This is a genomic window from Pseudonocardia acidicola (assembly GCF_012911935.1).
Taxonomy (GTDB): domain Bacteria; phylum Actinomycetota; class Actinomycetes; order Mycobacteriales; family Pseudonocardiaceae; genus Pseudonocardia; species Pseudonocardia acidicola.
The window spans coordinates 133091-154790 of record NZ_JAAXLA010000005.1 but is presented as its reverse complement, the minus strand read 5'-3'; the positions used below and the strand labels follow the sequence as shown (position 1 = coordinate 154790).

The 21700-nt window shown below is 68.4% G+C and carries 18 protein-coding genes; 14 read left to right on the top strand and 4 right to left on the bottom strand.

Annotated features, from left to right (window positions below):
• Positions 1–325 precede the first annotated feature (325 nt).
• Together HF526_RS04780 and HF526_RS04775 are read right to left on the bottom strand one after the other, a co-directional pair.
• The gene (locus HF526_RS04780; RefSeq protein WP_169380008.1) at positions 326–1456 is read right to left on the bottom strand and encodes an iron-containing alcohol dehydrogenase; all 1131 of its coding nucleotides are present in this window, start codon (positions 1454–1456) and stop codon (positions 326–328) included.
• 733 nt (positions 1457–2189) lie between these two features.
• Positions 2190–3155, bottom strand: a complete 966-nt coding sequence (locus tag HF526_RS04775) for an AraC family transcriptional regulator (protein ID WP_169380007.1) — start codon at positions 3153–3155, stop codon at positions 2190–2192.
• 329 nt (positions 3156–3484) lie between these two features.
• On the opposite strand from HF526_RS04775, the gene HF526_RS04770 reads away from it, so the two are divergent.
• The 14 genes from HF526_RS04770 (at position 3485) to HF526_RS04705 (ending at position 20262) form a co-directional block, all read left to right on the top strand.
• Positions 3485–3949, top strand: a complete 465-nt coding sequence (locus tag HF526_RS04770; protein WP_169380031.1) for a flavin reductase family protein — start codon at positions 3485–3487, stop codon at positions 3947–3949.
• A 275-nt stretch (positions 3950–4224) separates the two neighbouring features.
• Positions 4225–5265 (top strand): AraC family transcriptional regulator, encoded by a 1041-nt coding sequence (locus tag HF526_RS04765; protein ID WP_239028282.1) that lies wholly within the window; start codon positions 4225–4227, stop codon positions 5263–5265.
• Positions 5266–6237: 972 nt separating this feature from the next.
• Positions 6238–8325 (top strand): hydantoinase/oxoprolinase family protein, encoded by a 2088-nt coding sequence (locus HF526_RS04760; RefSeq protein ID WP_169380006.1) that lies wholly within the window; start codon positions 6238–6240, stop codon positions 8323–8325.
• Complete coding sequence (locus HF526_RS04755; protein ID WP_169380005.1) at positions 8322–10280, top strand: hydantoinase B/oxoprolinase family protein; 1959 nt, start codon at positions 8322–8324, stop codon at positions 10278–10280. Before HF526_RS04760 ends, HF526_RS04755 begins: the two co-directional genes overlap by 4 nt.
• Before the next feature lie 71 nt (positions 10281–10351).
• A complete protein-coding gene (locus HF526_RS04750) occupies positions 10352–10612 on the top strand; it encodes a hypothetical protein (protein WP_169380004.1) in 261 nt (86 codons plus the stop codon).
• A gap of 230 nt (positions 10613–10842) precedes the next feature.
• Positions 10843–11631, top strand: a complete 789-nt coding sequence (locus HF526_RS04745) for an SDR family oxidoreductase (protein ID WP_169380003.1) — start codon at positions 10843–10845, stop codon at positions 11629–11631.
• A 113-nt stretch (positions 11632–11744) separates the two neighbouring features.
• Positions 11745–12923 (top strand): thiolase family protein, encoded by a 1179-nt coding sequence (locus HF526_RS04740; protein ID WP_169380002.1) that lies wholly within the window; start codon positions 11745–11747, stop codon positions 12921–12923.
• A gap of 45 nt (positions 12924–12968) precedes the next feature.
• Positions 12969–14516, top strand: a complete 1548-nt coding sequence (locus HF526_RS04735) for a class I adenylate-forming enzyme family protein (RefSeq protein WP_169380001.1) — start codon at positions 12969–12971, stop codon at positions 14514–14516.
• A 25-nt stretch (positions 14517–14541) separates the two neighbouring features.
• Entirely contained in the window at positions 14542–15006 is a 465-nt protein-coding gene (locus tag HF526_RS04730; RefSeq protein WP_169380000.1) for a hypothetical protein, read from the top strand.
• Between the two features lie 154 nt (positions 15007–15160).
• On the top strand, positions 15161–15901 hold the full coding sequence (locus HF526_RS04725; RefSeq protein WP_169379999.1) for an SDR family NAD(P)-dependent oxidoreductase: 741 nt from the start codon (positions 15161–15163) through the stop codon (positions 15899–15901).
• Between the two features lie 17 nt (positions 15902–15918).
• Positions 15919–17088, top strand: coding sequence for an acyl-CoA dehydrogenase family protein (locus tag HF526_RS04720; RefSeq protein WP_338051290.1), 1170 nt, complete (start codon positions 15919–15921; stop codon positions 17086–17088).
• 350 nt (positions 17089–17438) lie between these two features.
• On the top strand, positions 17439–18017 hold the full coding sequence (locus tag HF526_RS04715) for a TetR/AcrR family transcriptional regulator (protein ID WP_169379997.1): 579 nt from the start codon (positions 17439–17441) through the stop codon (positions 18015–18017).
• Between the two features lie 947 nt (positions 18018–18964).
• Positions 18965–19450 (top strand): helix-turn-helix domain-containing protein, encoded by a 486-nt coding sequence (locus HF526_RS04710; protein WP_169379996.1) that lies wholly within the window; start codon positions 18965–18967, stop codon positions 19448–19450.
• Between the two features lie 290 nt (positions 19451–19740).
• Entirely contained in the window at positions 19741–20262 is a 522-nt protein-coding gene (locus HF526_RS04705; RefSeq protein WP_169379995.1) for a hypothetical protein, read from the top strand.
• Between the two features lie 213 nt (positions 20263–20475).
• On the opposite strand, the gene HF526_RS04700 is transcribed toward HF526_RS04705, so the two are convergent.
• A complete protein-coding gene (locus tag HF526_RS04700) occupies positions 20476–21036 on the bottom strand; it encodes a PIN domain-containing protein (RefSeq protein WP_169379994.1) in 561 nt (186 codons plus the stop codon).
• A 12-nt stretch (positions 21037–21048) separates the two neighbouring features.
• Complete coding sequence (locus tag HF526_RS04695) at positions 21049–21480, bottom strand: helix-turn-helix domain-containing protein (RefSeq protein WP_239028310.1); 432 nt, start codon at positions 21478–21480, stop codon at positions 21049–21051.
• Positions 21481–21700: the final 220 nt, after the last annotated feature.

Genomic DNA, 21700 nt, shown 5'->3' with positions numbered 1-21700 from the left:
CCGCCGCGACACCGAGGGCGTGGAGCCGTGCGCGGTGAACGCGATCTTCTGGGGTGGCGGCGGACGACCTCGCGGGCGACCAGGTCGTGCCAAGCCCGTTCGATCCGCCGGTCTCGCTGGAGGCGGTGGCCGTTGCCGAGAGAGCGCGATGCGACCCGGCAGCCGGGTCGACGAGCTGGCCTGACGCGAGCGTTGCTTATGAACTCCTGTGCTCGGTCGGGAGGTTCGACAGCGCCTCGCGGATGGCCTCGCGGATGGCCTCGAGGGGGTGCCGAGGCTCGGGTCCGCAGCGGCGCGTGGGCGCCTGTCCGGGGCGGAGCCGTGGTCACCAGGCTTGGCGGAGCAGAGTGAGGATGTCTGCTTCATCGGTGACCGGTCGCGGGTTGGCGGAGCCGACGAGATCGGATGCCGCCTCGCGAGCGAAGACCGGGAAGTCGTCGCGCCGCACCCCGACCTCGCGCAGTCGCGTGGGCAGCCCAAGCGAGCCGATGAATCGGCGGAGGAGCTCGGGAGCACCCAGGTCCGCCGGCTGACCGATGGCTTCGGCGAGGCAGGCCGCTATCAGCCGCTGCTGAGGGGCTGTGTAGTCCCGGTTGAACTCGAGGACAGCCGGGAGCAGCACGCACGAAGTGACGCCGTGCGGCACACCGGCGCGACCACCGAGTTGATGCCCCAGCCCATGGCTCAGGCCCATCCGCACATTGCCGAGCCCGAAGATCGACAACCACGCCGCTACCTGGCATTGTCCGCTCGCGTGCAGATCGTCGGCGTCCGCCACGGCGGCGGGCAGATGGCGGAGCATTCTGCGGAGACTGTCGCCGGCGAGCGCGTCGGTGATCGGCTGAGCCGTGACAGAACACAGCGTTTCGACCGCATGGTCGACCGCCTTGATCCCTGTCGACGCCCACAGCGGGCGCGGCGTGTGCCGGGTCAGTTCCGGGTCCAGTAGCACGCCGCGCGGAGAGATGCCGTCGGCCTCGTAGATGTCCTTGACGCCGCGGACGGTGTCGGTGACGCCGATGATCCGGGTGAACTCTCCAGCCGAGAGCGTTGTGCTGATTGCGATGTGGGGCACGACGGCCGCGTCCGCGCCGCGCGACGAGGCCGCCACGCTCGCCCGGTGAGCGAGGAGATCCTCGCGGGTCCGGATTTCGCGAGACAGGCAGAACGCGACCGCCTTGGCGAGATCGATCGCGCTGCCGCCGCCGATGCTGATCACCGCATCCGCACCGGAGCCGGCGGCTGCGCGGGCGCCTTCGAGCACCGTGTCGTGCGGAACGTGCGGCCGGGTACCGGTGAAGAGCGTGACGACCCGATCGCCGCTTGCGCGCTTTAGCAGGTCGGCGAGCGGGACGACCCGGAGCAGGCTCGGTGAGGCGACGACGAAGGCGCGAGCGACACCGAGGCGCTCACACATGTCGGCGAGGCGGTGCAGGACTCCCGGTCCGAACTCCACGAGCTCAACCCCAGGGGAGAGGAAACGACCCCAGGGGGGATCGTCCGGGGCCCCCGGCGCCCTGCGGTCGGGGCCGACAGGCCCGCCCGGGCCGACCGAATCGGTGGTCGGCTCGGGGCTCGGCCGGTTCACGGCCGCCCTCCCTGCTGAACAACGCGAGGAGCACTGGTGGCGCGTCGGGAAGACGCAGTGGGGCTGGTAGGCACGGCGGACTCCGAGGTTTCAGGGTCGAGGTTGAGGGTGTGGCCCATCCGTTCCTGCTTAGTGCGCAGATAGCGGAGGTTGTGCGGGGAGGGGCTGGCCGCGAGCTGCTCGGTGGTGGGGATGGGGCAGTCCTTGGTGGAGCGCGTCATCGTCAACTCCTCGAAGCGATCCTCATCGCGGGGCCCTCGCCGGCCGTGGCGCCCAAGACCCGACGCACGTGTCGCGACGCGGTCGTGTCGCCGCATGACCCCCCGGGGCCCGCTCGCGGACGTGCACGTCGACCCACGGCATGCCGCCATGCTCGAGCGACGCTACGAGATGTGCGTGGACGCCAGCTATCCCCAGGGCGTCACGTGATGTCCTCCTGGCGACGGCCCGGAACGAGTCCGGCTCCGGTTCGCCGCTGTCTGGAATCGCCGGGGATGGGTGACCATCCGGGCCGTCGCAAGCTGTCGCGTCTCGATCGTGCGGATCCGGGCCGGGGTGCGGCCGACACCGAGGTCCTCCAGCGTGCGCCATCGATCCTCTGTCAGCCGGGAGCCGGTCGTCCGGGATACCCCCCGTAGCGGGTGCTGTACTCCGCACGGAAGCGAGCGATGTCGACAAAGCCCCATCGGCGCGCCACCGACTCGACCGAGTCCCCGGGACGCCCTTCCCGAAGCTGCGCGTGCGCCCGGTTGAGTCGCACGTCACGCACATAGGCCTCCGGTCGCACCCCGAGCTCTTTCTCGAAGGTGGCCTGAAGGGCAGCAGCAGTCGTTCCGACCGCGGCTGCGAGTTCAGCGATGCCCAGAGCACGCTCGGGATGGCATTCGATGTAGTCGAGCGCCTCGTCGAGCTGAACGCGGCCGACGGGGCCTGTCGTGGAGTTGCGAAGCCGCGCCGAATAGCTGTGCTCGGCTGCAAGCAGGAGCTGAGTGAGCAGATAGCTCTCCAGCTGCTCGCGAACCAGATCACTCGTACCCCCGGTGTCCAACTGATGGGCAAGGAAGGTGGCCGCGCTCAGCAGCCCCGTACCGGCAGCCGCGGTCAGGTCGAGGTGCAACTCGCACGACGGAGCTTCGGCTGGCTCATGCAGCAGGCACGACAATTGCGCGCGAAGCGAGGCCACCGGGATCTTCACGGCGAACTGGGTGGCATCAGGCGACCAGGTCAGTACTGACTCATTCTGCGGGGAGAGCAGTACGCCGCTCCTCGCCCCGGTCGTTGTCGTGTTGGCTCGCCCATGCCGAACCGATGTCTTCCCTCTCACCGTCAGGTTCAAGTGGTAGCAGCTGATCATGGGAGGCACTCGAAGCTCGACTTCGCCGCCGTAGGTCAGGTAGCCGAAGGCGAGCCGGCTCGACGTGGCAAGATTCAGCCGCGCGTCCACAGGCCCCCAGGTCCGCAGGTGGTGCGGAACGTACGCGCGTGAGACGACCTGCTCGGCTTCGTCCGCGTCGCGCGTGCGCATCGCTTGATAACGAGCAAGGGGCTCGGCCTCTCGCACATCCATCGCTACCTCCGCGGGCTCCTCCTCGCCGGGTAGAGCTTGACGCTAAAGGCGCCGACTGCGCCGTGCTATCCGCTCAGCGCCAGGACATGTCGTCCGCAACACCACTCAGGTGCAGGAGGTGCCCGGCTGTCGCACAGCTCAGAGCACCTCGACCTGCGTACCCGAAGGCGCGGTCCCCACAGCGGCTGTTGCGCCGCGCGGCGCAGAGCGGACACCCTGCAGCGCGCGGGGGATATCGCCGCCGCGGGGCCAGGCCTAGCCTGCGGGCCGGGTATCAGGAAGGGTGGGCCCGCGACGTGCACGTGCCAGCTCACATCGACCCGATCCGCATGCGGGCGGTTCTCGGTCAATTCGCATCCGGTGTCGTTGTCGTCACTGCCATGAGCGCGGACGGACCGGTGGGCTTCACCTGCCAATCCTTCAGCTCGCTGTCGCTTGACCCGCCCTTGATCTCGTTCAGCCCCTCGAGGACCTCCACGACCTGGCCGCGGATCCACACGGTGGGGCGGTTCTGCGTCAATGTCCTCGCCGCCGACCACGAACGGATCAGCGTCGCTTTCGCCCGGTCCGGGACCGACAAGTTCACCGGCGTCGTGTGGTCGGCTGCCGAGTCCGGCGCCCCGACTCTCGATGGGGTCGCGGCATGGATCGACTGCTCGCTGGAGCACGAGTACCCCGGAGGCGACCACACCATCGTGCTCGGCCGCGTCACGGCCCTGGGCTCCGATGAGACACGAGACCCGCTGCTGTTCCACCGCGGGAGTTACGGCGTTGGCACAGCGCCATCCACCTGACCCAGGCGCCGAGACCGGGGACTGCCGCGACGTCCGACGGCCGCCCTCGGCTCGCGCCGCTGCGCGGCGAGCGAGGGCCGGGTCGATGACGCCGATGAGGTCCGGATGTCCGTCGGCGGACAGGGTGAAGAGGGTCTACGTCGGTCAAGTCGCTGCTGGTCGACGGTTGTCCGGTGGCCGTCAGGGGTGTCGTTTTCCGGATAGCGCGAGCCGCATCGAGGATGGTGTCGCAGGTCACGTGGTTTTAGCCTCTGGCCTGGCTGGGGAGGTGTGTGATGAAGCAGGTCGCCGACAAGACCGACTCCGACATGGCGGACGACTCCAATCCCGGCGGCCGGCAGGTATTGGCAACGCAGGACCTCGAGCAGGCCCGCGACATCATCACGCGGGTCTACATCCCGCATGCTCTGCGCACCCGCGACGGCAGTCCGCTGGACTTCCGGTTGCGGCACCTGCGATCAGATCGGCTGACGGTCGGCCATTGCATCTACGGCGCGGACGCGGAACTGACGGTGCCTCCGATGCGGGACTGCTACCACGTCAACATGACGCTGCACGGCCACACCGCTGTCAGCCAGCGTCGCGAGGCTGCGACAACGGTCGGTGGCGAAAGCGGCGTGATCCTGGGCCCCTCGGAGCCCTTCACTGTCCGCTGGAGCCCGGAAGCGGTGCAGTACGCACTCAAGCTCCCGCGCCTGTCACTCGAGGCCCATCTGGCTCGCCTGATCAACCGCGCCGTCGACCGACCGGTGCGGTTCGACCTGGGGTTCGACCTCAGCGGCGCCCCGGGCCAGGCATTGCTGTCAGCGGTGCGGTTCCTGCGCGAAGAGCTGACCCGCCCCGGCGGGATCTCCACGATGCCCATGGCTCGCGACCAGCTGGAATCGCTGGTCATGACCCAGCTCTTGCTGACCATCCCCAACGAGTACAGCGGGCTGCTGCACGCACCTGATCGGCCGGCAGGCCGTCACGTCGTGCGGGCAGCACTGGAGCTCATCGACGCCCACCCGGAGGAGACCCTGACCGTCGCCGAGCTCGCTGAGGCAGTCGGAACCAGCGCGCGTGGGTTGCAGCGCGGGTTTGCCAACTCGATCGGCATGTCACCGACCGCGTACGTGCGCTCGGTCCGCCTCGACCGCGTCCGGGCCGAGCTGCTTGCCGGCGCCCCGGGGGCGACGATCTCCGACGTCGCGATGCGCTGGGGCTTCTTTCACCTCGGCCGGTTTGCACACCAGTACAAGGAACGGTTCGGGATCCGGCCGTCCGAGGCGCTGGCCCAGGCCAGGAGGGCCCAAAGAGGACAGACGGAGGGCTGATCCAGCCGCAGACACCGCCGTGGACCGCCGCCGTATCCGCCGCGGCAGCAGCGGCTCGACTCGCTCCCACAGCCCATCCGGGACGGGCCACGGCGGTTGCTGGCGCTTCCTCATGGCCGATAGGGGCTACCCCGCTCCGCCCTCCCAGCCTCATTCCGTTGGGAATTCTAAGTACTTCGGCGTGAGGGCGTGACAGCTCGCTGCCCGAGCTTCGCCCTTGGGAGATCCTCCTGCACGCCGCTGCGCTGGTAGAACCCGCCACGTTTCACACCTGCCGCGGCTCTCGGGTCCGCGACACCGGCGCCGTAGTATCCGCGCGCTCCGCGAAAGCTGCGCCGCCACCCGAAGACGTGCTCTCACGGCCGTTCGACTGCGCCGTTTTCCGTTGAGGACATTCTGGTTGCAGAGGCCTTTCCAGGATCGTCGAGTGCTGATCTCTGACCCGTTGAGACGGCGCTGAATGCGGGGTGGGACAGGGGTCGGACAGTCGCCGGGAGGCGGTAATCGAGGTGCGGCCCCGCGGAAAGCTCCGGGCCCGTCGGGTCGGGACCGCCCCGGCGACGCGGCGAGGCGGCACATCCTTCCCGCCTGGGCCGTCACCTCTCTGGGCATCGTGAGATCTCAGTCTTGTACCGATCGGTCCGTACCAAGTATGGTCCGACTGTGCTCAACGCCACCGCGACGCATCCTGGTGCCCGTGAACTGCTGTTTTCCAGGGCGACGGCACGGCAGTCGGCTACCTGGCTACCGTGATCGTGGGATTATGGACCGATATGTCCAATCGTTGGATGCAGATTCGGTTCGACTCACATCCGGGTGTGGAGCGCGTTCAGAGGAGGCAACACAGCTCATCCGGCCGCACGACCGATGCCTCAAGGTGGGAGCCTGCGCGACTGTGCGTGAGTGTCCCGAGCTGAGTGATGTCGTGTGTCGGGCAATGTCGCTCGTCAAAGCCCAAGGAAAGGAGCTTCCGTGGCGAATTCTGACGCCACCCGGTCGTGGTGGGTCGGGGTCGACGTCGGCGGAACGTTCACCGACGTCATCGCGATGCACCGTGAGACCGGCGAAACGCGCGATCATAAGGTCCTCACGACCAGGGGACAGCTCGAGAAGGGTGTGCTTGCCGCACTCAAGGGCCTCGAGATCCCGCTCGGGGAGATCGCTGAGATCGTGCACGGGCACACGTCGGGAATCAACGCGGTGCTCAGTCGCCAGGGCGCCCCGGTTGCGCTCCTGGCGACCGAGGGACACCGCGATCTGCTCGATATCGGGCGTATGGACCGCGAGTTCGGGCCCCACTTCTACGACCCGACCTGGCTGCGTCCGCACCAGGAGCGTCCGGTTGCCCAGCGACGTCACCGCTACGGCATCCGTGAGCGCATCGGTTGGGATGGCCAGGAGGTCGTGCCGCTCGACGAGGCCCAGGTGCGGGCGGTCGCAGGCAAGATCCGCGAGGCCGGGATCGAGTCGGTAGCCGTCTGCTTCCTGAACTCCTATCTCAACCAGGCCCACGAGCAGCAGGCCGCGGCGATCCTGCGCGAGGAGCTGCCCGGGGTCTACATTCAGACCTCCCAGATCTACCCGGTCACCAAGGAGCACGAGCGCACCGTCACCGTCGCGCTCGACGCCTACGTCGGGCCGATCGTCACCACCTACCTGAACCGGTTGGAAGGCGCGCTGGAAGCCGCCGGCTTCGGTGGGACGCTATGGATGATGACCATGAACGGCGGCGTCGGGTCGGTCGCGGAGACCTCGAAGGCCCCGGTCTTCCAGCTGGTCTCCGGCCCGGTCGGTGGTGTCGCCGGAGCGGTGGACCTCGCCCGCGCCTCGGGTGATCGCAACCTGCTGACCATGGACATGGGCGGCACGAGCACCGATGTGGCGGCCATCCGCGACGCCACCACCCCGATGACCGACACGTGGGCGGTCGAGTTCGGCCTGACCATGACGATGCCGGTGGTCGATGTCGGGTCGGTGGGCTCTGGCGCGGGCAGCATCGTGCACATCGACTCGGTCGGCACACTGCGCGTCGGGCCCGAGTCCGCGGGTTCGGTGCCCGGGCCGGCCTGCTACGGCCGCGGCGGTGAGCGCCCCACCCTGACCGACGCCTGTGTCGTGCTCGGGATTCTCCAGCCCGATCTGTTCGCCGGTGGCGCGCTGACACTGGACGTCGAACGCGCACGCGCCGCGCTAAAGACGGTCGCCGAGCCACTGGGGATGACGGTCGAGGAGCTCGCCGACGGCGCCTACCGGCTGGCGTGCTCCGACGTTGCCGGGTCGATCCGCTCCATCTCGACCTACCGCGGCCTGGACCTGCGCGACTTCGGGCTGCTCGCCTTCGGCTCGGCCGGTCCGATGATCGCCCACCAGGTCGCCCGCGAGATGGGCGTGGACAAGGTCGTGGTTCCTCAGGCCCCAGGCGAGTTCTCCGCCTTCGGTCTGCTGACCAGCGACCTGCGGGTCTCCACTGCCCGCTCCCCGATGACGGTGCTGTCTGTGGACGGCGGAACCGACTGGGAAGGCATGTTCACCGAACTCGAGGAGCAGGTGGCGGCCAGCCTGGACACTCAGGGCGCGGCGAAGGAGGACATCGTCTTCGAGCGCGCGATCTTCGCCATGTACTCGGGCCAGACCTGGGACAACCGGCTTGACATCGAGCCGGGTGAGATCGACGACGTGCGCGTCAAGCAGCTGGTCGGGCAAGTGCACGACTTCTACCAGCAGCGCTACGGTTTCAGCGCCGAGGAGCTGCCGATCATCATCACCACGGTGGAAGTCACCGGTCGTGCCCCGCGCGCCACCCTGCCCAAGCACACCTCGCATGCCGGTGAGGGCGACCCCGTCCTGCGCCGCGCCGCGGTCCGCCTCGACGGCGTCACCCACGCGGACACCCCGGTCTACAGCCGGGAGCTGCTGCCGGTCGACCAGCCGGTGGCCGGCCCGGCCCTGATCGTGGAGGACTACGCCACCACGGTCGTGCACGCCGACTCCTCGGCCACCCAGGACGCCGCCGGCATCCTCCGGATCGTCTCGGACCGAAAGGACGACCACTCCGCATGACCACCACGATCGAGCCCACCAGCGCGCGCTCTCTGGCCGAGGGCGACGCGCAGCACCTGATCAACCTGGAGACCGTCCGCTACGGCCTCATCGAGGTCGCCCGGGACATGCACCAGGCCCTCATGCGGTCGGCCTTCTCACCGATCGTCCGCGACATCAACGACTGCACTGCCGCCATCCACATGCGCACCGAAAACGGCTGGGAGATGGTCGCGAGCTGGGAGGGCTGCATGCAACACGCCTTCACCTCCCAGCACATCTGCAACTTCACGATGAACGAGTGGGACGAGGAGCACCTCCAGGACGGCGACGTCATCCTCGTCAACGACCCCTGGCGGGGCTCCATCCACTGCTCGGACATCAACATCCTGCGGCCGGTCCGGATCAACGGCCGGGCAGAGTTCGTTCTGCACTCCACCTCACACGTGGTCGATCTCGGCGGGCCGATCCCCGGCGGTTTCGCCAACGGGGTGCAGACCGCCTTCGAAGAGCAGCTGCGGTTCCCGCCCACGCTGCTGTACGCGAATGACCGGCCCGTGAAGGCGGCGTTCAACTACCTGCTCGAAAACGTCCGCGTCCCCGGCTCCGTGCTCGGTGATGTCCGTGCGCTCAACGGCTGTCTGGTCATCGGGGAGCGCCGCCTGCGCGAGCTGATCGACAAGTACGACCACGAACTGGTCCGCAAGGGCGCCATCTACGGCGTGGAGATGACCGAGGCTGCAATGCGCGCCGGCATTCGGGAGATCCCCGACGGGGACTACCGGGCCGAGGACGTCATCGACGAGGACGGCGTCACCGACGAGTCGGTCCCGCTGGTGATGACGCTGAAAAAGCGCGGTGACTCCATCGAGGTCGACTACTCCGGCACCGGGCGCCAGCCCCTGGGCAACGTCGGCACCGCCTGGTGCGAGGCAACCCGCTGCATCGAGGGAATCAAGTTCATCGTCGACCCCACCTCAGCGGTCAACAGCGGCACGCTCCGGCCAATCGAGTCGCTCCTGCCCCCGGGCAGCGCGGTCTGCTCCCTGCCGCCGACCTCGGTGTCCAACCACGTCGACATCGGCGGCCGAATCGTCAACCTGGTCGCGCAGGCCATGGGCAAGGCACTCGGGGATAAGGCCATCGGCTGCGACTCCGGGACCCTGGGCATGCTCACCCTCGGCGGCATCGACGGCCGGCCCGGCCACGTTGGCAACCCGTGGGCGTCCTTCGCCCTCGCCGGTGGCGGCTGGGGCGCGACCTGGAAGGGCGATGGCCTGACTTTCTGCACCCTGGCCATCGGCAACTGCCGGACCTCCGTGCAGGAGCACGTCGAGCGCGAGTCCCCGCTGGTCGTGGTACAGCACGAGATCATGCCCGACTCCGGTGGCGCTGGCCACCACCGCGGCGGCAACGGCGCGATCTACACGATCACCGCGCTGTCGGAGACGGCGATCACCGTCACCGGCGACCGCACCCGCATCGGCACCCCCGGCACCAAGGGCGGTGGACGCGGCATGCCGTTCTACGGCTGGCTCATTCCGGACTTCGACCCGAAGGACCCGGCGAGCCTGGACGTGTTCGACCTGCGCAACGCCCAGCCCCTGTTCGGCATGTTCAACGACAAGGGCGTGCCGACACCTGACGGCGGCACCTTCGGTCTGGGTACGAAGTACGCCAGCGCCAAGGTCTCCGGCATCGTCCTCAAGCCCGGCCAGGCCATCCGGGTCATCATCGGCGGCGGCGGCGGGTGGGGTGACCCGCTCGCCCGACCCGCCGCCGACGTCCTCGACGACGTGCTCGATGCGATGCACACCCGCGCCTACGCCGAGAAGGCCTACGGCGTGGTGTTCGCCGACGACACCACGATCGACGAGGAGGCCACCAAGGCGCGGCGCGCCGAGCTCACCGCCGCCCGCGAGGCCGGCAACTGGACGGTCCCCACGGCGTGCCCGCTGGAGTGGAAGACCACCTGAGCACGCACCGCGCACCCTGACCCGCCGGTGCCGCAGCGCGCCGGTGGCCCACCTTGAGGAAGGAGCTCCCGATGGGAGTCGAGCGCATGCTCTTCCCGCGGCCGGAGGAGGAGCGCATCGTCGTTCCCCGGACGCCGGTGAAGGCGACGTGCCCGGGGTGCGGGTCCACCAATGTGGCCCGCTACCCGGTCGCGAACTTCATTGGCCCGCGAATGGTTACCAAATGCCAGGACTGCTTCCACCACCTGGCCGTGGACGTACCGACCGACGATGACCACTGGCCGCCGTGGCGGCCGGCCACTTGGGGCTGGTCCGGCACGCGCGCCGGCTAGCGGCCCGGCTCCGGTGGGGCCGCCCCGCCCTACCGGAGCCGCCCGGCCTGTCGGCGGGGTCCGGCCCGGTCTCGTCGAGGCCCGACAGGCCGTCTCGTCCCCGCAATCCCGACACCTGCGGTGATCACCCGCCCCGATCTGGACCAGGATCACATGCCACGAACCGGTTCCTGCAGAAGGCACCCCCCGAGCGCGCGCCCCCGCACCACCCGCTTCACGGGCGTCGAACAATGAGCCTGCGCTCGGCCGCGCTGGTCACCGGCGGCGCCGGCGACATCGGCCGCGAGGTCGTCCACCAGCTGGCCAGCCAGGGCCTGCACGTCGTGGTCGCCGACATCGACCGTGACGGGGCGATCACCGTCGCCGAGCAGGTCGGTGGTAGCGCGGTCCAGCTCGACGTCGGCGACCCCTACGCCTGGCCAGCGGTCGCCGATCACGTCAAGGACCTCGACCTGCCGCTCGCCGCGGCGATGCTCAACGCCGGCGTCGCGCTCGGCCAGGCCGAGATCCTCGACCTGGACCTGCCGACCTACCGGCGGGCCTGGTCGGTGAACGTCGACGGGGTGGTGTTCGGCCTGCGCGCGCTGGTGCCGCTGCTGCAGGCTGCGCGCGGGCGTGCCGTCATCACCGCGTCGCTGGCCGGACTGACCTCCGTGCCCTTCGACCCGGTCTATGCCATGACCAAGCACGCCGTGGTCGGGCTGGTTCGCAGCTACGCCCCCGCCCTCGCAGCCAGGGGCGTCGGCCTGCACGCGGTCTGCCCCGGCCTGGTGGACACCGCCATGCTCGGTGCCGCCCGCGAGAAACTTGACCAGCTCGAGTTTCCCCTGGTCACAGTCCCCGATGTGGCCGCCGCGCTGGTCGCCTGCGCACTGGGGGTCGACCCGAGCGTAGTCGTCATCGTCCAGCCCGGACGCCCGCCGCTGCCCTACCACTTCGCTGGTGTCCCCGGTGGACGCGCCGATAAGCCCATGCCGCCACTGCCGGCCCTGCTGCCGATCGGAACCCGCCGCAGCTGACCGCCGACCAGACCGACGCGGACCCGGACCCACACCAGGACCGACGAGCACAGCAGGTCTGGTTTCGCCTGCCCCACACCTGGGGCGCCAGAACCTCAGGAAGGGGCCAATCCATGACCAACCCCCGTGACGTCGTGATTGTCGACGTTCTGCGCAGTCCGGTCGGTAAGGGCAAGAAGGGGGGCGCGCTCCACCACGTCCACCCGGTCACCCTGCTGGCCGACGTGCTCTCCGCACTAGTCGACCGCAACGGCCTCGACCCGGCCGTCATCGACGACGTCATCGGTGGGTGCGTGACCAAAGCCGGTGAGCAGGCCGTCAACCCGACCCGGACGGCGGTACTGGCGGCCGGGTTTCCGTTCTCCGTGCCGGCCACGACCATCGACCGTCAGTGCGGATCGAGCCAGCAGGCGGTCTCCTTCGCCGCCCACGCGATCAAAGCATGCGCTGCGGACGTCGTCATCGCCTGCGGCGTGGAGTCGATGTCGCGCGTGCCCATGCACTCCGACATCCAGGGTGCCGACCACGTCGGTCCCCGCATCGAGGGCCGCTTCCCGGGCGGCCTGATCGGACAGGGCCTGTCCGCTGAGCTGATCTGCTCCCGATGGGAGCTGGAGCGGGAGGCGCTCGACGCCTACTCCGCCACCTCCCACCAGCGGGCCGCCGCCTCGGGAGGGGCGTTCGCCGCCGATCTGGTTCGGGTGACAGAGGCCCCTGAGCTGACCATCGACGAGACCATCCGGCCCTCGACTACCGCCGAGGCCCTCGCCGCGCTTAAACCGTCGTTCGAGAACAGCGCAGCAGCCGAACGGTTCCCCGAGATCGACTGGAAGATCACCCCCGGCAACTCGTCCCCCCTCACCGACGGCGCCGCCGGCGTCCTGCTGATGAGCGCCGCCAAGGCGGAGGAGCTCGGGCTTTGCCCGCGGGCGCGGATCCACGAGACCGCTGTCGTCGGCGACGACCCCATCCTCATGCTGATGGGCGTCGTCCCCGCGACCCGGAAGGTGCTCGAGCGGGCCGGGATGACCGTCGACGACATCGACCTGTTCGAGGTCAACGAGGCCTTCGCGCCCGTACCGCTGGCGTGGATGCAGGACATGAAGGTCGAGCATGACCGGCTCAACGTCCACGGTGGCGCAATCGCGCTGGGGCACCCGCTCGGCGCCAGCGGCGCCCGCATCCTCACCACCCTGGTCGGTGCCCTCGAGCACCGCCGCGCCCGTTTCGGCCTGCAGACGATGTGCGAGTGGGGCGGCATGGCCAACGCCACCATCGTCGAACGGATCTGACCCAGCCATCCCGAACTCAACGTCGAGTGGACGAGGAGCGCAACCATGGTCGAGTACACCCTGCGCGACATCCTGCGTAAGACCGTGACCGACGCCGGAGCCAGGCCGGACAGCATCGCCCTGACCTTCGACGGCCAACACATGACCTTCGGCGAACTCGACGATCGGTCCACGCGGCTGGCGCACGGCTTGCTTGCCGCCGGGTTCACCAAGGGCGACAAGGTCTCGGTGGTGATGTACAACCGGCTCGAGTGGGTCGAGTTGTTCTTCGCCCTGGCCAAGCTCGGCGGCGTGATCGTCCCGATCAACTACCTGCTCGCCGGCTCGGAGATGCAGTACATCTTCGACGACAGCGAATCGCGCTGGATCGTCGTCGAGGACACTTTGACCCCTGCGCTCACACCGGTACTCGACGACAACGCCGAGCGGAAGATCGTCGAGGTTGGGGAGCCCACCGGGCTCGGAATCGCTTACGAGAGCCTGGTCGCCAACCCGCTCGACGACGCGCCTGCACTGCCGGACGTACACGCCGACGACCTGTTCCTACTGCAGTACACCTCCGGCACGACCGGCTTCCCCAAAGGGGCCATGCACACCCACTCGACGGTGCTGTGGAACAGCTACCACCAGATCGTCGACTTCGAGGTGACCAACGACGACGTCTACTACGTCGTGCCAGCACTGTGTTGGGCAGCAGGCTTCCACGACCTCGCCCTCGCGGCCCTGTGGCGCGGCGGACGCGTCGTGCTGGGCCGCAGCACCGGATTCGACCCCGGTGAGTTCCTGCAGCAGGTCGAACAGCACGGCGCCACCAAGGTCCTCCTGGTGCCCACCGTCCTCAAGCGCGTCCTCAATCACCCCGAGTTCGACCGGTACGACACCTCGTCGCTCCGGATGGTGCTCTCCGGCGGCGAGCCGGTCCCGCCCTCGTCCCTGGAAGGACTCAAAGCCAAGATCCCGCACTGCGACGTCCTGCAGGTCTACGGGATGAGCGAGTTCCCCACGCTGATGCTGTTGATCACTGGTCGGGACGCCCATGGCCGTGCCGGCTCCACCGGCAAGGCCTGCTCAGTAGCGACTATCCGCATCATCGACGACGCCGGGCAGGACGTGCCCGCCGGCACCATCGGGCAGATTATCTGCCGATCGCCCGCGAACATGATCGGTTACTACAACAAGCCGGAAGCCACCGCCTCCGCGCTCGCCGACGGCTGGCTGCACACCGGCGACCTGGCCAGCTACGACGACGAAGGCTTCGTCTACATGGCCGGCCGTGCCAAGGACATGATCATCACGGGCGGGCTGAACGTGTATCCCGCGGAGATCGAGAGGGTTCTGGCCACCCACCCCGACGTGATCGAGGCAGCGGTCGTCGGCGAGCCCGACGAGAGATGGGGCGAGATCGGGATCGCCCACGTCGTCGTGCGCGACGACGCCCACCCCGCCCAGGAAGACGTAGAAGCCTACCTGCGCGAGCGGATGGCCGGGTTCAAGGTGCCCCGTGTCTACCGCTTCACCACCCAGCCTCTGCCGCGCACGACCTCGGGGAAGGTGCAGAAACACCGCCTGGACAAGGTGACTCACGATGCCTGAACGATCCGGGCTGGGATCGACCGATGTGCTGCTCCGCGCGATTGAGCAGCTCGGCATCGATCACCTCATCGACCCAGGGCTCGCCGAGACCGACCCGAAGCGGCTGCTGCAGATCACCTCGGCCGCGGCCGGAGTCGCCGACGGGCAGTCGATCGCCTACGCCGCGCAGGTGATGAAGACATCCGACGTGGCAGCGCTGGAAGCCGCCGACGACATCGGCTACCGAGCCACGCGGATGCTCGCCAGGGACGAGCGCACCGGCGAGCTGCTGTGGTGCCTGTGGACGCTGCGCCGACTCACCCACCGGCTAAACCGCGTGCGGCAACGCGGCCCCCACGACGACGTCGACGGGGCCGCGGCCGCACTACACGTGGTACACGCGCTCCTGTCCGCCGCCGTCTACGACGGGCCCGAGGCCGAGACCGTCCGAGCCGCAATGCGCAAAGAAGCTACGAGCTCGATCAATGAGATCGAAAAACACCTTCCCTAGGCGATGCTGTCGTAGGTAATGAAGGGTGACCGGCAAGTGGGTTCAGTGGTTAGAGCCAGGTTGGAATGGGGAAAGATCGCAATAGCGAGCCATGCGCTCTTCGTCACAACGGTGAGCCTGGTCAACTATTTGGACCGATCGGTACAGTGATCGCATGCTTGCCAACGAGACGGCCGAGCGAACCGCGCTGGTCACCGGCGCCTCGCGCGGGATCGGCGCCGGGATCGTGCGCCATCTGCTCGATCGAGGCCTCCGGGTGGCCGGCACTTACCGGTCGGGCCTGGAGAACGTGAAGAAGCTGGCGGCCGCCTACCCGAAGCACGTGCTGCCGGTCCGCCTCGATCTCGCCCGACGCGAGACCGCGCTCAGCGCGATTGAGGAAGTTCGCCAGCAATGGGGCCGGCTGGACTCGCTCGTCCTCAACGCCGCAGTGTGGAACGGGGGGAAGCTCGCCAAGATCGACCCCGATGCCTGGTGGAGCGTGATTGAGACCAACCTCCGCAGCGCCGCCGCGATCGTCCGCGCCGCCATCCCGATGCTCGTCGAGGGTGAGAGTCCGAGCATCGTCCTCGTCGGGTCGGTGGTCGGTGACGTCGGCTTCGCTGGTGATACCGCCTACGCCAGCACCAAAGCAGCGGCCGTTGGCTTCGCCCGCTCCCTCGCCAAGGAGCTCGCGCCGAAGGGAGTGCGCGTCAACGTACTCGCTCCCGGCTTCGTCGACACCGACATGACCGCTGCGGTTCCGGACGCCTCCCGGCACAAGATCGCGGCTGCGACGCTGCTGGGCCGGTTCGGGACGGTGGACGAGATCGCTCGTGCCGCGGTCTTCCTCTCCGAGGACGCCACTTTCTGTACAGGCACGGTGCTCGTCGCCGACGGCGGCTGGACCCTGTGAACTCAAGGAGGAATTCCGTGACTGTTGGCCTGCCCCCCAATGAATACGCCAAGCTGCGCGACAGCGTCTTCACCACGATCTGGAACGAGCTCGACCCTCTCGAGCACCAAATCGAGGACACCGAGAAGATCCCCTACGACGTCGTCATGCCAGCGCTGAAGGCTTGCGGGGCTTTCGGGCTGATCGTCCCGCGCGAGTACGGGGGAGCAGGGCTGTCCATCGCCCAGTACCTACCTATCCTCGCCGAGTTCGCGAAGATCCAGGGCGGTATCCGAACGATCGTGCACGTGCACAACTCGTTCGCCCACGCCCTGTCCGAGATCGGCAACGACGAGCAGAAGCAGGAGATCCTGCCCGGCGCCGCCGTTGGGGAGAAATCGCTGGCGTTCGCCCTGACCGAGCCGGGCAACGGCACCGGGATGGACCTGTCGACGACGGCACGTCGGGACGGCGACGACTACATCATCAACGGTCGCAAGTGGCTGATCACCAACTCCGACTTCGCCTCGCACTTCCTCGTGCTTGCCAAGACCGCGGACAAGGAAGTCTCGGCGATCATCGTCCCGCGGGACACCCCGGGGTTCACCATCACCCGCCTGCCCGAGACGATGGGTTGCAAGGGTGCTGAGCACGGCGAGCTGGTCTTCACCGACGCGCGCGTCCCGGCTGGCGGCCTGGTCGGTGCCGAGGGCGACGGCATCGCTCACCTCGAGCGTGCCCTCGAGATCAGCCGTGTGTTCATCGCGGCTTCGTCACTCGGCACCGCCACCCGAGCCCTCGACCTGTCGCTGAGATACGCAAAGGAGCGGGTCACCTTCGGCAAGCCGATCGCCGAGCGGCAGGCCATCCAGCGCTACCTCGCCGAGATGGCAGCCGACGTCTACGCGCTGCGCGGCATGCTCGCCGACGTCGCCGTCAAGTGGGACCGGGAGCGCAGGATTCCGGCCGAGTCCTCCCTGATCAAGCAGTTCGGACTCGAAGCCGTCGGCCGCGTCACCGACCGCGCCCTGCTCATCCACGGGGGAATCGGCTATACCCGCATGTACCCGATCGAGCGCCTCTACCGCGATGCACGGCTGAACTGGCTGGAGGAAGGCCCCCCGACCATCCAGTACATGGTCGCCGCCCGGGAGCTGCTCGGCGGCTACGTATTCGACGACGCGTTCGACTCGCTGCCGCAGGGGTAACCGCACAGCATCACGCCGACAACTGCTGCCGCGCGTGACCCGGCACTGCTGGAAGCAACAGCGCACGCTTCTTGGGTCGGGGTCCTGGGAAAGGGTGACGCTCGGCGCCTGGAGGTGACAAGGAACCGCGGGGCAGAGCCCTCCCCAGGCCCTTGTAGCGGGCAGGGACTTCTCTCCTGCCGGCGGATGCTGGCCGCAGGTTTGCATCCCGACGCCCGAGGTGCGACGGCCCCTGATACCCCTACACCTCCGCGAGGACGCTCGTGGGTACCGAACGGTCGAACTGTGGAGCTACGCAGGATAGCCTCGGGACAAGAATCGGGCAGGGCGTGAGACAGGCGGTATCAGCGATGACGACAACGACCTACGAGATCAATCGCGGGCGAGTCATCGCCGTGGCTGCCGAGCTGTTCGCCCGGAACGGCTACCACGGAACCGGAATAGCAGAGCTCGGTCGTGCTGTGGGTCTCGGCCGTGGCGCCCTCTACCACTACATCGGCAGCAAGGAAGCGGTCCTCTACGCGATCAGCAAGGACCAGGTCGACAAGATGAACAGCTACGCGGAGGAGGTGCTCGACCGCGGCCTCGACGCCGACGAATTGCTCCGAGAGCTGGCTCGCGGCCTACTGCGCAATATTGCCGACCATCGCGCGGAGTGGGCAGTCTTCTTTCGCGAGTACAACGCCTTGACGGGTGACCGCCGCGACGAGGTCATCGCAGCCCGCGAACGTTACGAAGGCTACTGGCGGCAGGCGTTGGACCGGGGTGTCCGCAGCGGCGTGCTCCGCCAGACCCCTCGCCTCCTGGTCAAAGGCATCCTCGGAATGCTCAACTACACCTATCTCTGGTTCACCCCCGATGGAGAGCTGGCGCCCGAGGCGTTGGCTGATCTATTCCTCGACGCGTTGATCAACGGGATCCACAGCTGAACCCTCTCCAGAGTGCGACAAGAAAGGGTAGCCCACTCGGTCTACCGAGCGCGCAATCTTAGGGCACGCAAGGCGACCCCACTTCATTTGTGCTAATGAGGCAGGAGTCGCTCCGAAAGGTGACGCTTTCGGGATCGCGAAAATCGGCCAGATCGCGTATACCGCCTCGAAGCGGGATCGGAAGCTCGGCCATCCTGATCGCTGCCGACTCCGACGCCGCCTGGAAGGTCGTCGGTGATGTCGGATCGATCGCGAGTGAGTCTCCGCGATAGAGCGGACTCACCTGCAAGACGGCATTCGCCGTGCCACGCTCGCCGACGGCGGCGGTGCTGCGACGCAGTGGGCCGTCGATCGCCCTTCCCGTTCGGTCACCGCGTGCACGCGGCTGCGGCAAGCGTGCGCGCGGCCATGCCCCTGACACGGGACGGCGGGTGCTCGGGCGGCACCGGCGGGGGCCACGGCGCCGCGAGGGCCGTGACGGTGTCCGGCCCCGGGGTCGGATCCGGGCGTGCGGTGTCCCACCAGATCGGCGGGCCCTGCGGCACCGGGCGCCGTTGTCGGCTCTCAGCGCGCCGCCGCATCGGCCCTCCGACCGGCCGCCGCGGCCGCGCGAGCGGGTGACACCCCGCCGCGGCCGGGCCGGAACACGCGTACAGCAACAGCACGCCGCGGATACACGGCTATACCGGATGTGAGGGTGCGAGGCGGCGGTAGGGATACCGCCTGCGCTGCGTCGACCACCATGAATCCCCTGCTCAGTACGTCCGATGACGGTCTGATCTGTTGCCGTAGCCACTACGCTTACGGCGTACGACTGTACCGATCATAGCTAGAATCAGCTATACATGAGTCGGGGAGAGGCGGGGGAGGAGGAGTTGTTGCGCTCAGTAGTGTGTGCAGGGCAGACGTGGGGTAGCCGCCACGTATCGACAGAGGGGGTGGCCCGCATGGCCGGCAAGCGCGTACAACCGGGTCCGACGAGCGCCGCCGTCACAGACACCCACGGGGGCCGCACCCGGCCGGCACCGAACCGTCGCGGATCGATCCCGGAGCGGCTCAACTACCTGTTCGAGACCGTCCACCCGCCGGGCCGCAAGCCGTACAGCGCGGCCGAGGTCGCCCGCTGGATCAACGACAACGGCGGCCAGATCTCCTCGGTCTACATCCTCAAGATCCTCAACGGTGAGCGGGAGACCCCGAGCCACCGCTACCTCAAGCAGATCGCTCAGTTCTTCGGGGTCTCCCTCGGGGTCTTCTACGACGACGACCCGCCCGAGCTCGACGCCGAGGCGCTGCACACCCAGATCGCGCTGCGCGACGACAAGGTGCAGTCGATGATGCTGCGGGTCTCACTCCTCTCGCCCCGCTCCCAGGACGCGATCAGCGACATCATCGACAACCTGCTCAGAGCAGAAGGCAAGACACCCCAGTGACCTGACTACTGGCACCGGCGCCCAGGCCATGCAAACGGCCGGTCGTCGGCGCCGGGGCCGGCTCCCGGTTCAGGCATCCGTACTGGAGGGGCGAACACCTCTGCGTCGGCTTGGAGCATGCAGCAGGCCCGACATGATCATCAGCGGGGTGCAGGCGCTGTAGCGGACCGCCCCGGGGCTGCCTGGCGTCATGCCGACCCGGCGCCGGCCCGATCGGCGCGACCGCAGGGCGGACTCATAGGGGCCACCGCCCGCACCGCTCTAATGGTCGCCTCGGAATGGAGGTGTCCATGACTGCATCGACCACCGCTACGGGCCCCGGCGCGAAGATCGATACTGAGTTCGTCCGCCACTGGAGCGAGCGGTACCCGATCACCAGCGACCGCCGTGTCCTCGACGAGATCGGGCCCGCCGTCGCCGCCCGCGGGCACTACACGATGGACGAACTGCTCGTCGTCGGCCGATGGAAGGCGACCCGCGCGACCGGGTACATGCGGCGCAACACCGCCGAGGACGTCGAGGCCATCACCAGGCTGGGGCTCACGGCACCGGACCACCTGGCCCACCGCGTCCTGCGGCTGCTTGCCGGGGTCCTGGACCCTATGGCCAGTGCGCTGCTCACCGTTGTGCACCCGGACCGCTTCACGGTGATCGACGTCCTCGCGATCAAGACCCTGCGAGCGCACGGGGAGCTGGACACCTGGCCCAGCTATCCGGCCTACCTGCAGCTCTGTCGCGAGCTGGCCAACCGGACTGGAGCGGACCTGCGCACCCTCGACCGGGCACTGTGGAAGTGGGGCAAGGACCACTAGCGCGACAGCCCCACCACCGCGAAGCGGTGACGCCGTCCCGCCGCTCGGGACAGCGCCGCCGCCTCATGACTGCGTACCGCACACCCACCTCGGACCTCGACCGTGTGGCGGAAGAGCAGCCGGGAGCCACCCGGGCCGAGGGCAGTGACGCCGTGCCCGGCCCGGGCACGACGATCGTCTGGCCGAGACCGTCGAGGCCGGGGCGGCGCGCCGTCAGAGCAGGTGCCGCCGGACCTCGTCGGCGAACCGCGGCACTCCGGCGCGCTCCAGTGGCCGCAGCAGGTCGACGACCTGCATCGGACCGTTGATGTGCACGTAGCGGTTCACCTGCTCGTGCAGGCAGTTCATGACCAGCGCCGGATAGAGGTCGAGCTGGTCGAGCAGGAAGTCGTCCGGGGTCACGGCGTTGATGTCGAAGGGCTTGAGCGCGGACTTCGGGAAGTCTTTGATGTTGAACGTGACCAGCACCTCGACGTTGCCGCGCACCGCCGCGGCCAGCACGTGCCGGTCCTTCTCGTCGTTGGTCATGCCATCGATCAGGTGCTCGTAGCCCTCGACCTCGGCGTCCGGGAAGGCGGCCTGCATGCGGCCGAGGCGGTGCTCTACCTGCGCCGGGGTCATCTGCGTCTCGCGGGCGAGCGCCCGGCCCAACTCGTCCAGCACGCCCCGTGACCACAGCGGCCTGAACGTTCGTGCGTCAGCCTGCGTGAGCAGGGTGTCGCTCAGGTACTGCGGGAAGAGCACGCAGGTGTCGAGGAAGGCCGGGAACGCCAACGGAACGTCGTCCTATCGAGTCGGTCGCGGAGTCGCGGTAGCGGCGTACAGGTCGTGCTCTCCGGCCTCGTCGACCATCGCGGTGAGCTGCTTCTTGCGCTCCACCCGCACCCGCTCCTGGTAGTCGAGTACGTCGGCCAGCAACAACCGGCGGTGACGGCCTCGCGGCTCGAACGGGATCTCCCCGCTCTCCAGCAACTTCACCAGTGTCGGGCGGGAGATGCCGAGCATGTCGGCAGCCTCCTGCGTGGTCAGCATCGTGTGCTGCGGCACGACAGTGATCGCCAAGCCCTTAGCCATCGCCTGTAGCACCTCCTTGAGCACCCGATATGCCTCCGCGGGCAGGTCCCAGCGCACGTCATCCGGCCCGACGAGGGCGGCCTTTCCCTCGTCGCGGAAGGCCGCAACCATCTTGGTCAGCGACTCGGTCTCTTCCGGTGGCATCACTGTTCGATCGTGGAACGTTCGTGTCATGGCGTATCCCCTTTCGCCGATGCCCATCGTACCGCTAATCGAAAAAAACGAAAGTGACTTGGACCTCCCGGGCGACACCGTGGACTCGATCGACTCGACCGTGAGCGGCCGCTCGTCGCGCCGGCCACGTGGGTCTTGCCCGTGGCCAGCCGGTGCAGGCCATGGAAGATCACCTCGCCCTGGCACGGAC

What these genes read in the sequence shown, in the direction of transcription:
- HF526_RS04775 (WP_169380007.1), bottom strand. Translation starts at nt 3,155, where the DNA reads ATGGATGTGCGAGAGGCCGAGCCCCTTGCTCGTTATCAAGCGATGCGC.
- HF526_RS04770 (WP_169380031.1), top strand. Translation starts at nt 3,485, where the DNA reads ATGCGGGCGGTTCTCGGTCAATTCGCATCCGGTGTCGTTGTCGTCACT.
- HF526_RS04765 (WP_239028282.1), top strand. Translation starts at nt 4,225, where the DNA reads ATGAAGCAGGTCGCCGACAAGACCGACTCCGACATGGCGGACGACTCC.
- HF526_RS04755 (WP_169380005.1), top strand. Translation starts at nt 8,322, where the DNA reads ATGACCACCACGATCGAGCCCACCAGCGCGCGCTCTCTGGCCGAGGGC.
- HF526_RS04750 (WP_169380004.1), top strand. Translation starts at nt 10,352, where the DNA reads ATGGGAGTCGAGCGCATGCTCTTCCCGCGGCCGGAGGAGGAGCGCATC.
- HF526_RS04745 (WP_169380003.1), top strand. Translation starts at nt 10,843, where the DNA reads ATGAGCCTGCGCTCGGCCGCGCTGGTCACCGGCGGCGCCGGCGACATC.
- HF526_RS04740 (WP_169380002.1), top strand. Translation starts at nt 11,745, where the DNA reads ATGACCAACCCCCGTGACGTCGTGATTGTCGACGTTCTGCGCAGTCCG.
- HF526_RS04735 (WP_169380001.1), top strand. Translation starts at nt 12,969, where the DNA reads ATGGTCGAGTACACCCTGCGCGACATCCTGCGTAAGACCGTGACCGAC.
- HF526_RS04725 (WP_169379999.1), top strand. Translation starts at nt 15,161, where the DNA reads ATGCTTGCCAACGAGACGGCCGAGCGAACCGCGCTGGTCACCGGCGCC.
- HF526_RS04715 (WP_169379997.1), top strand. Translation starts at nt 17,439, where the DNA reads ATGACGACAACGACCTACGAGATCAATCGCGGGCGAGTCATCGCCGTG.
- HF526_RS04710 (WP_169379996.1), top strand. Translation starts at nt 18,965, where the DNA reads ATGGCCGGCAAGCGCGTACAACCGGGTCCGACGAGCGCCGCCGTCACA.
- HF526_RS04705 (WP_169379995.1), top strand. Translation starts at nt 19,741, where the DNA reads ATGACTGCATCGACCACCGCTACGGGCCCCGGCGCGAAGATCGATACT.
- HF526_RS04695 (WP_239028310.1), bottom strand. Translation starts at nt 21,480, where the DNA reads ATGCCACCGGAAGAGACCGAGTCGCTGACCAAGATGGTTGCGGCCTTC.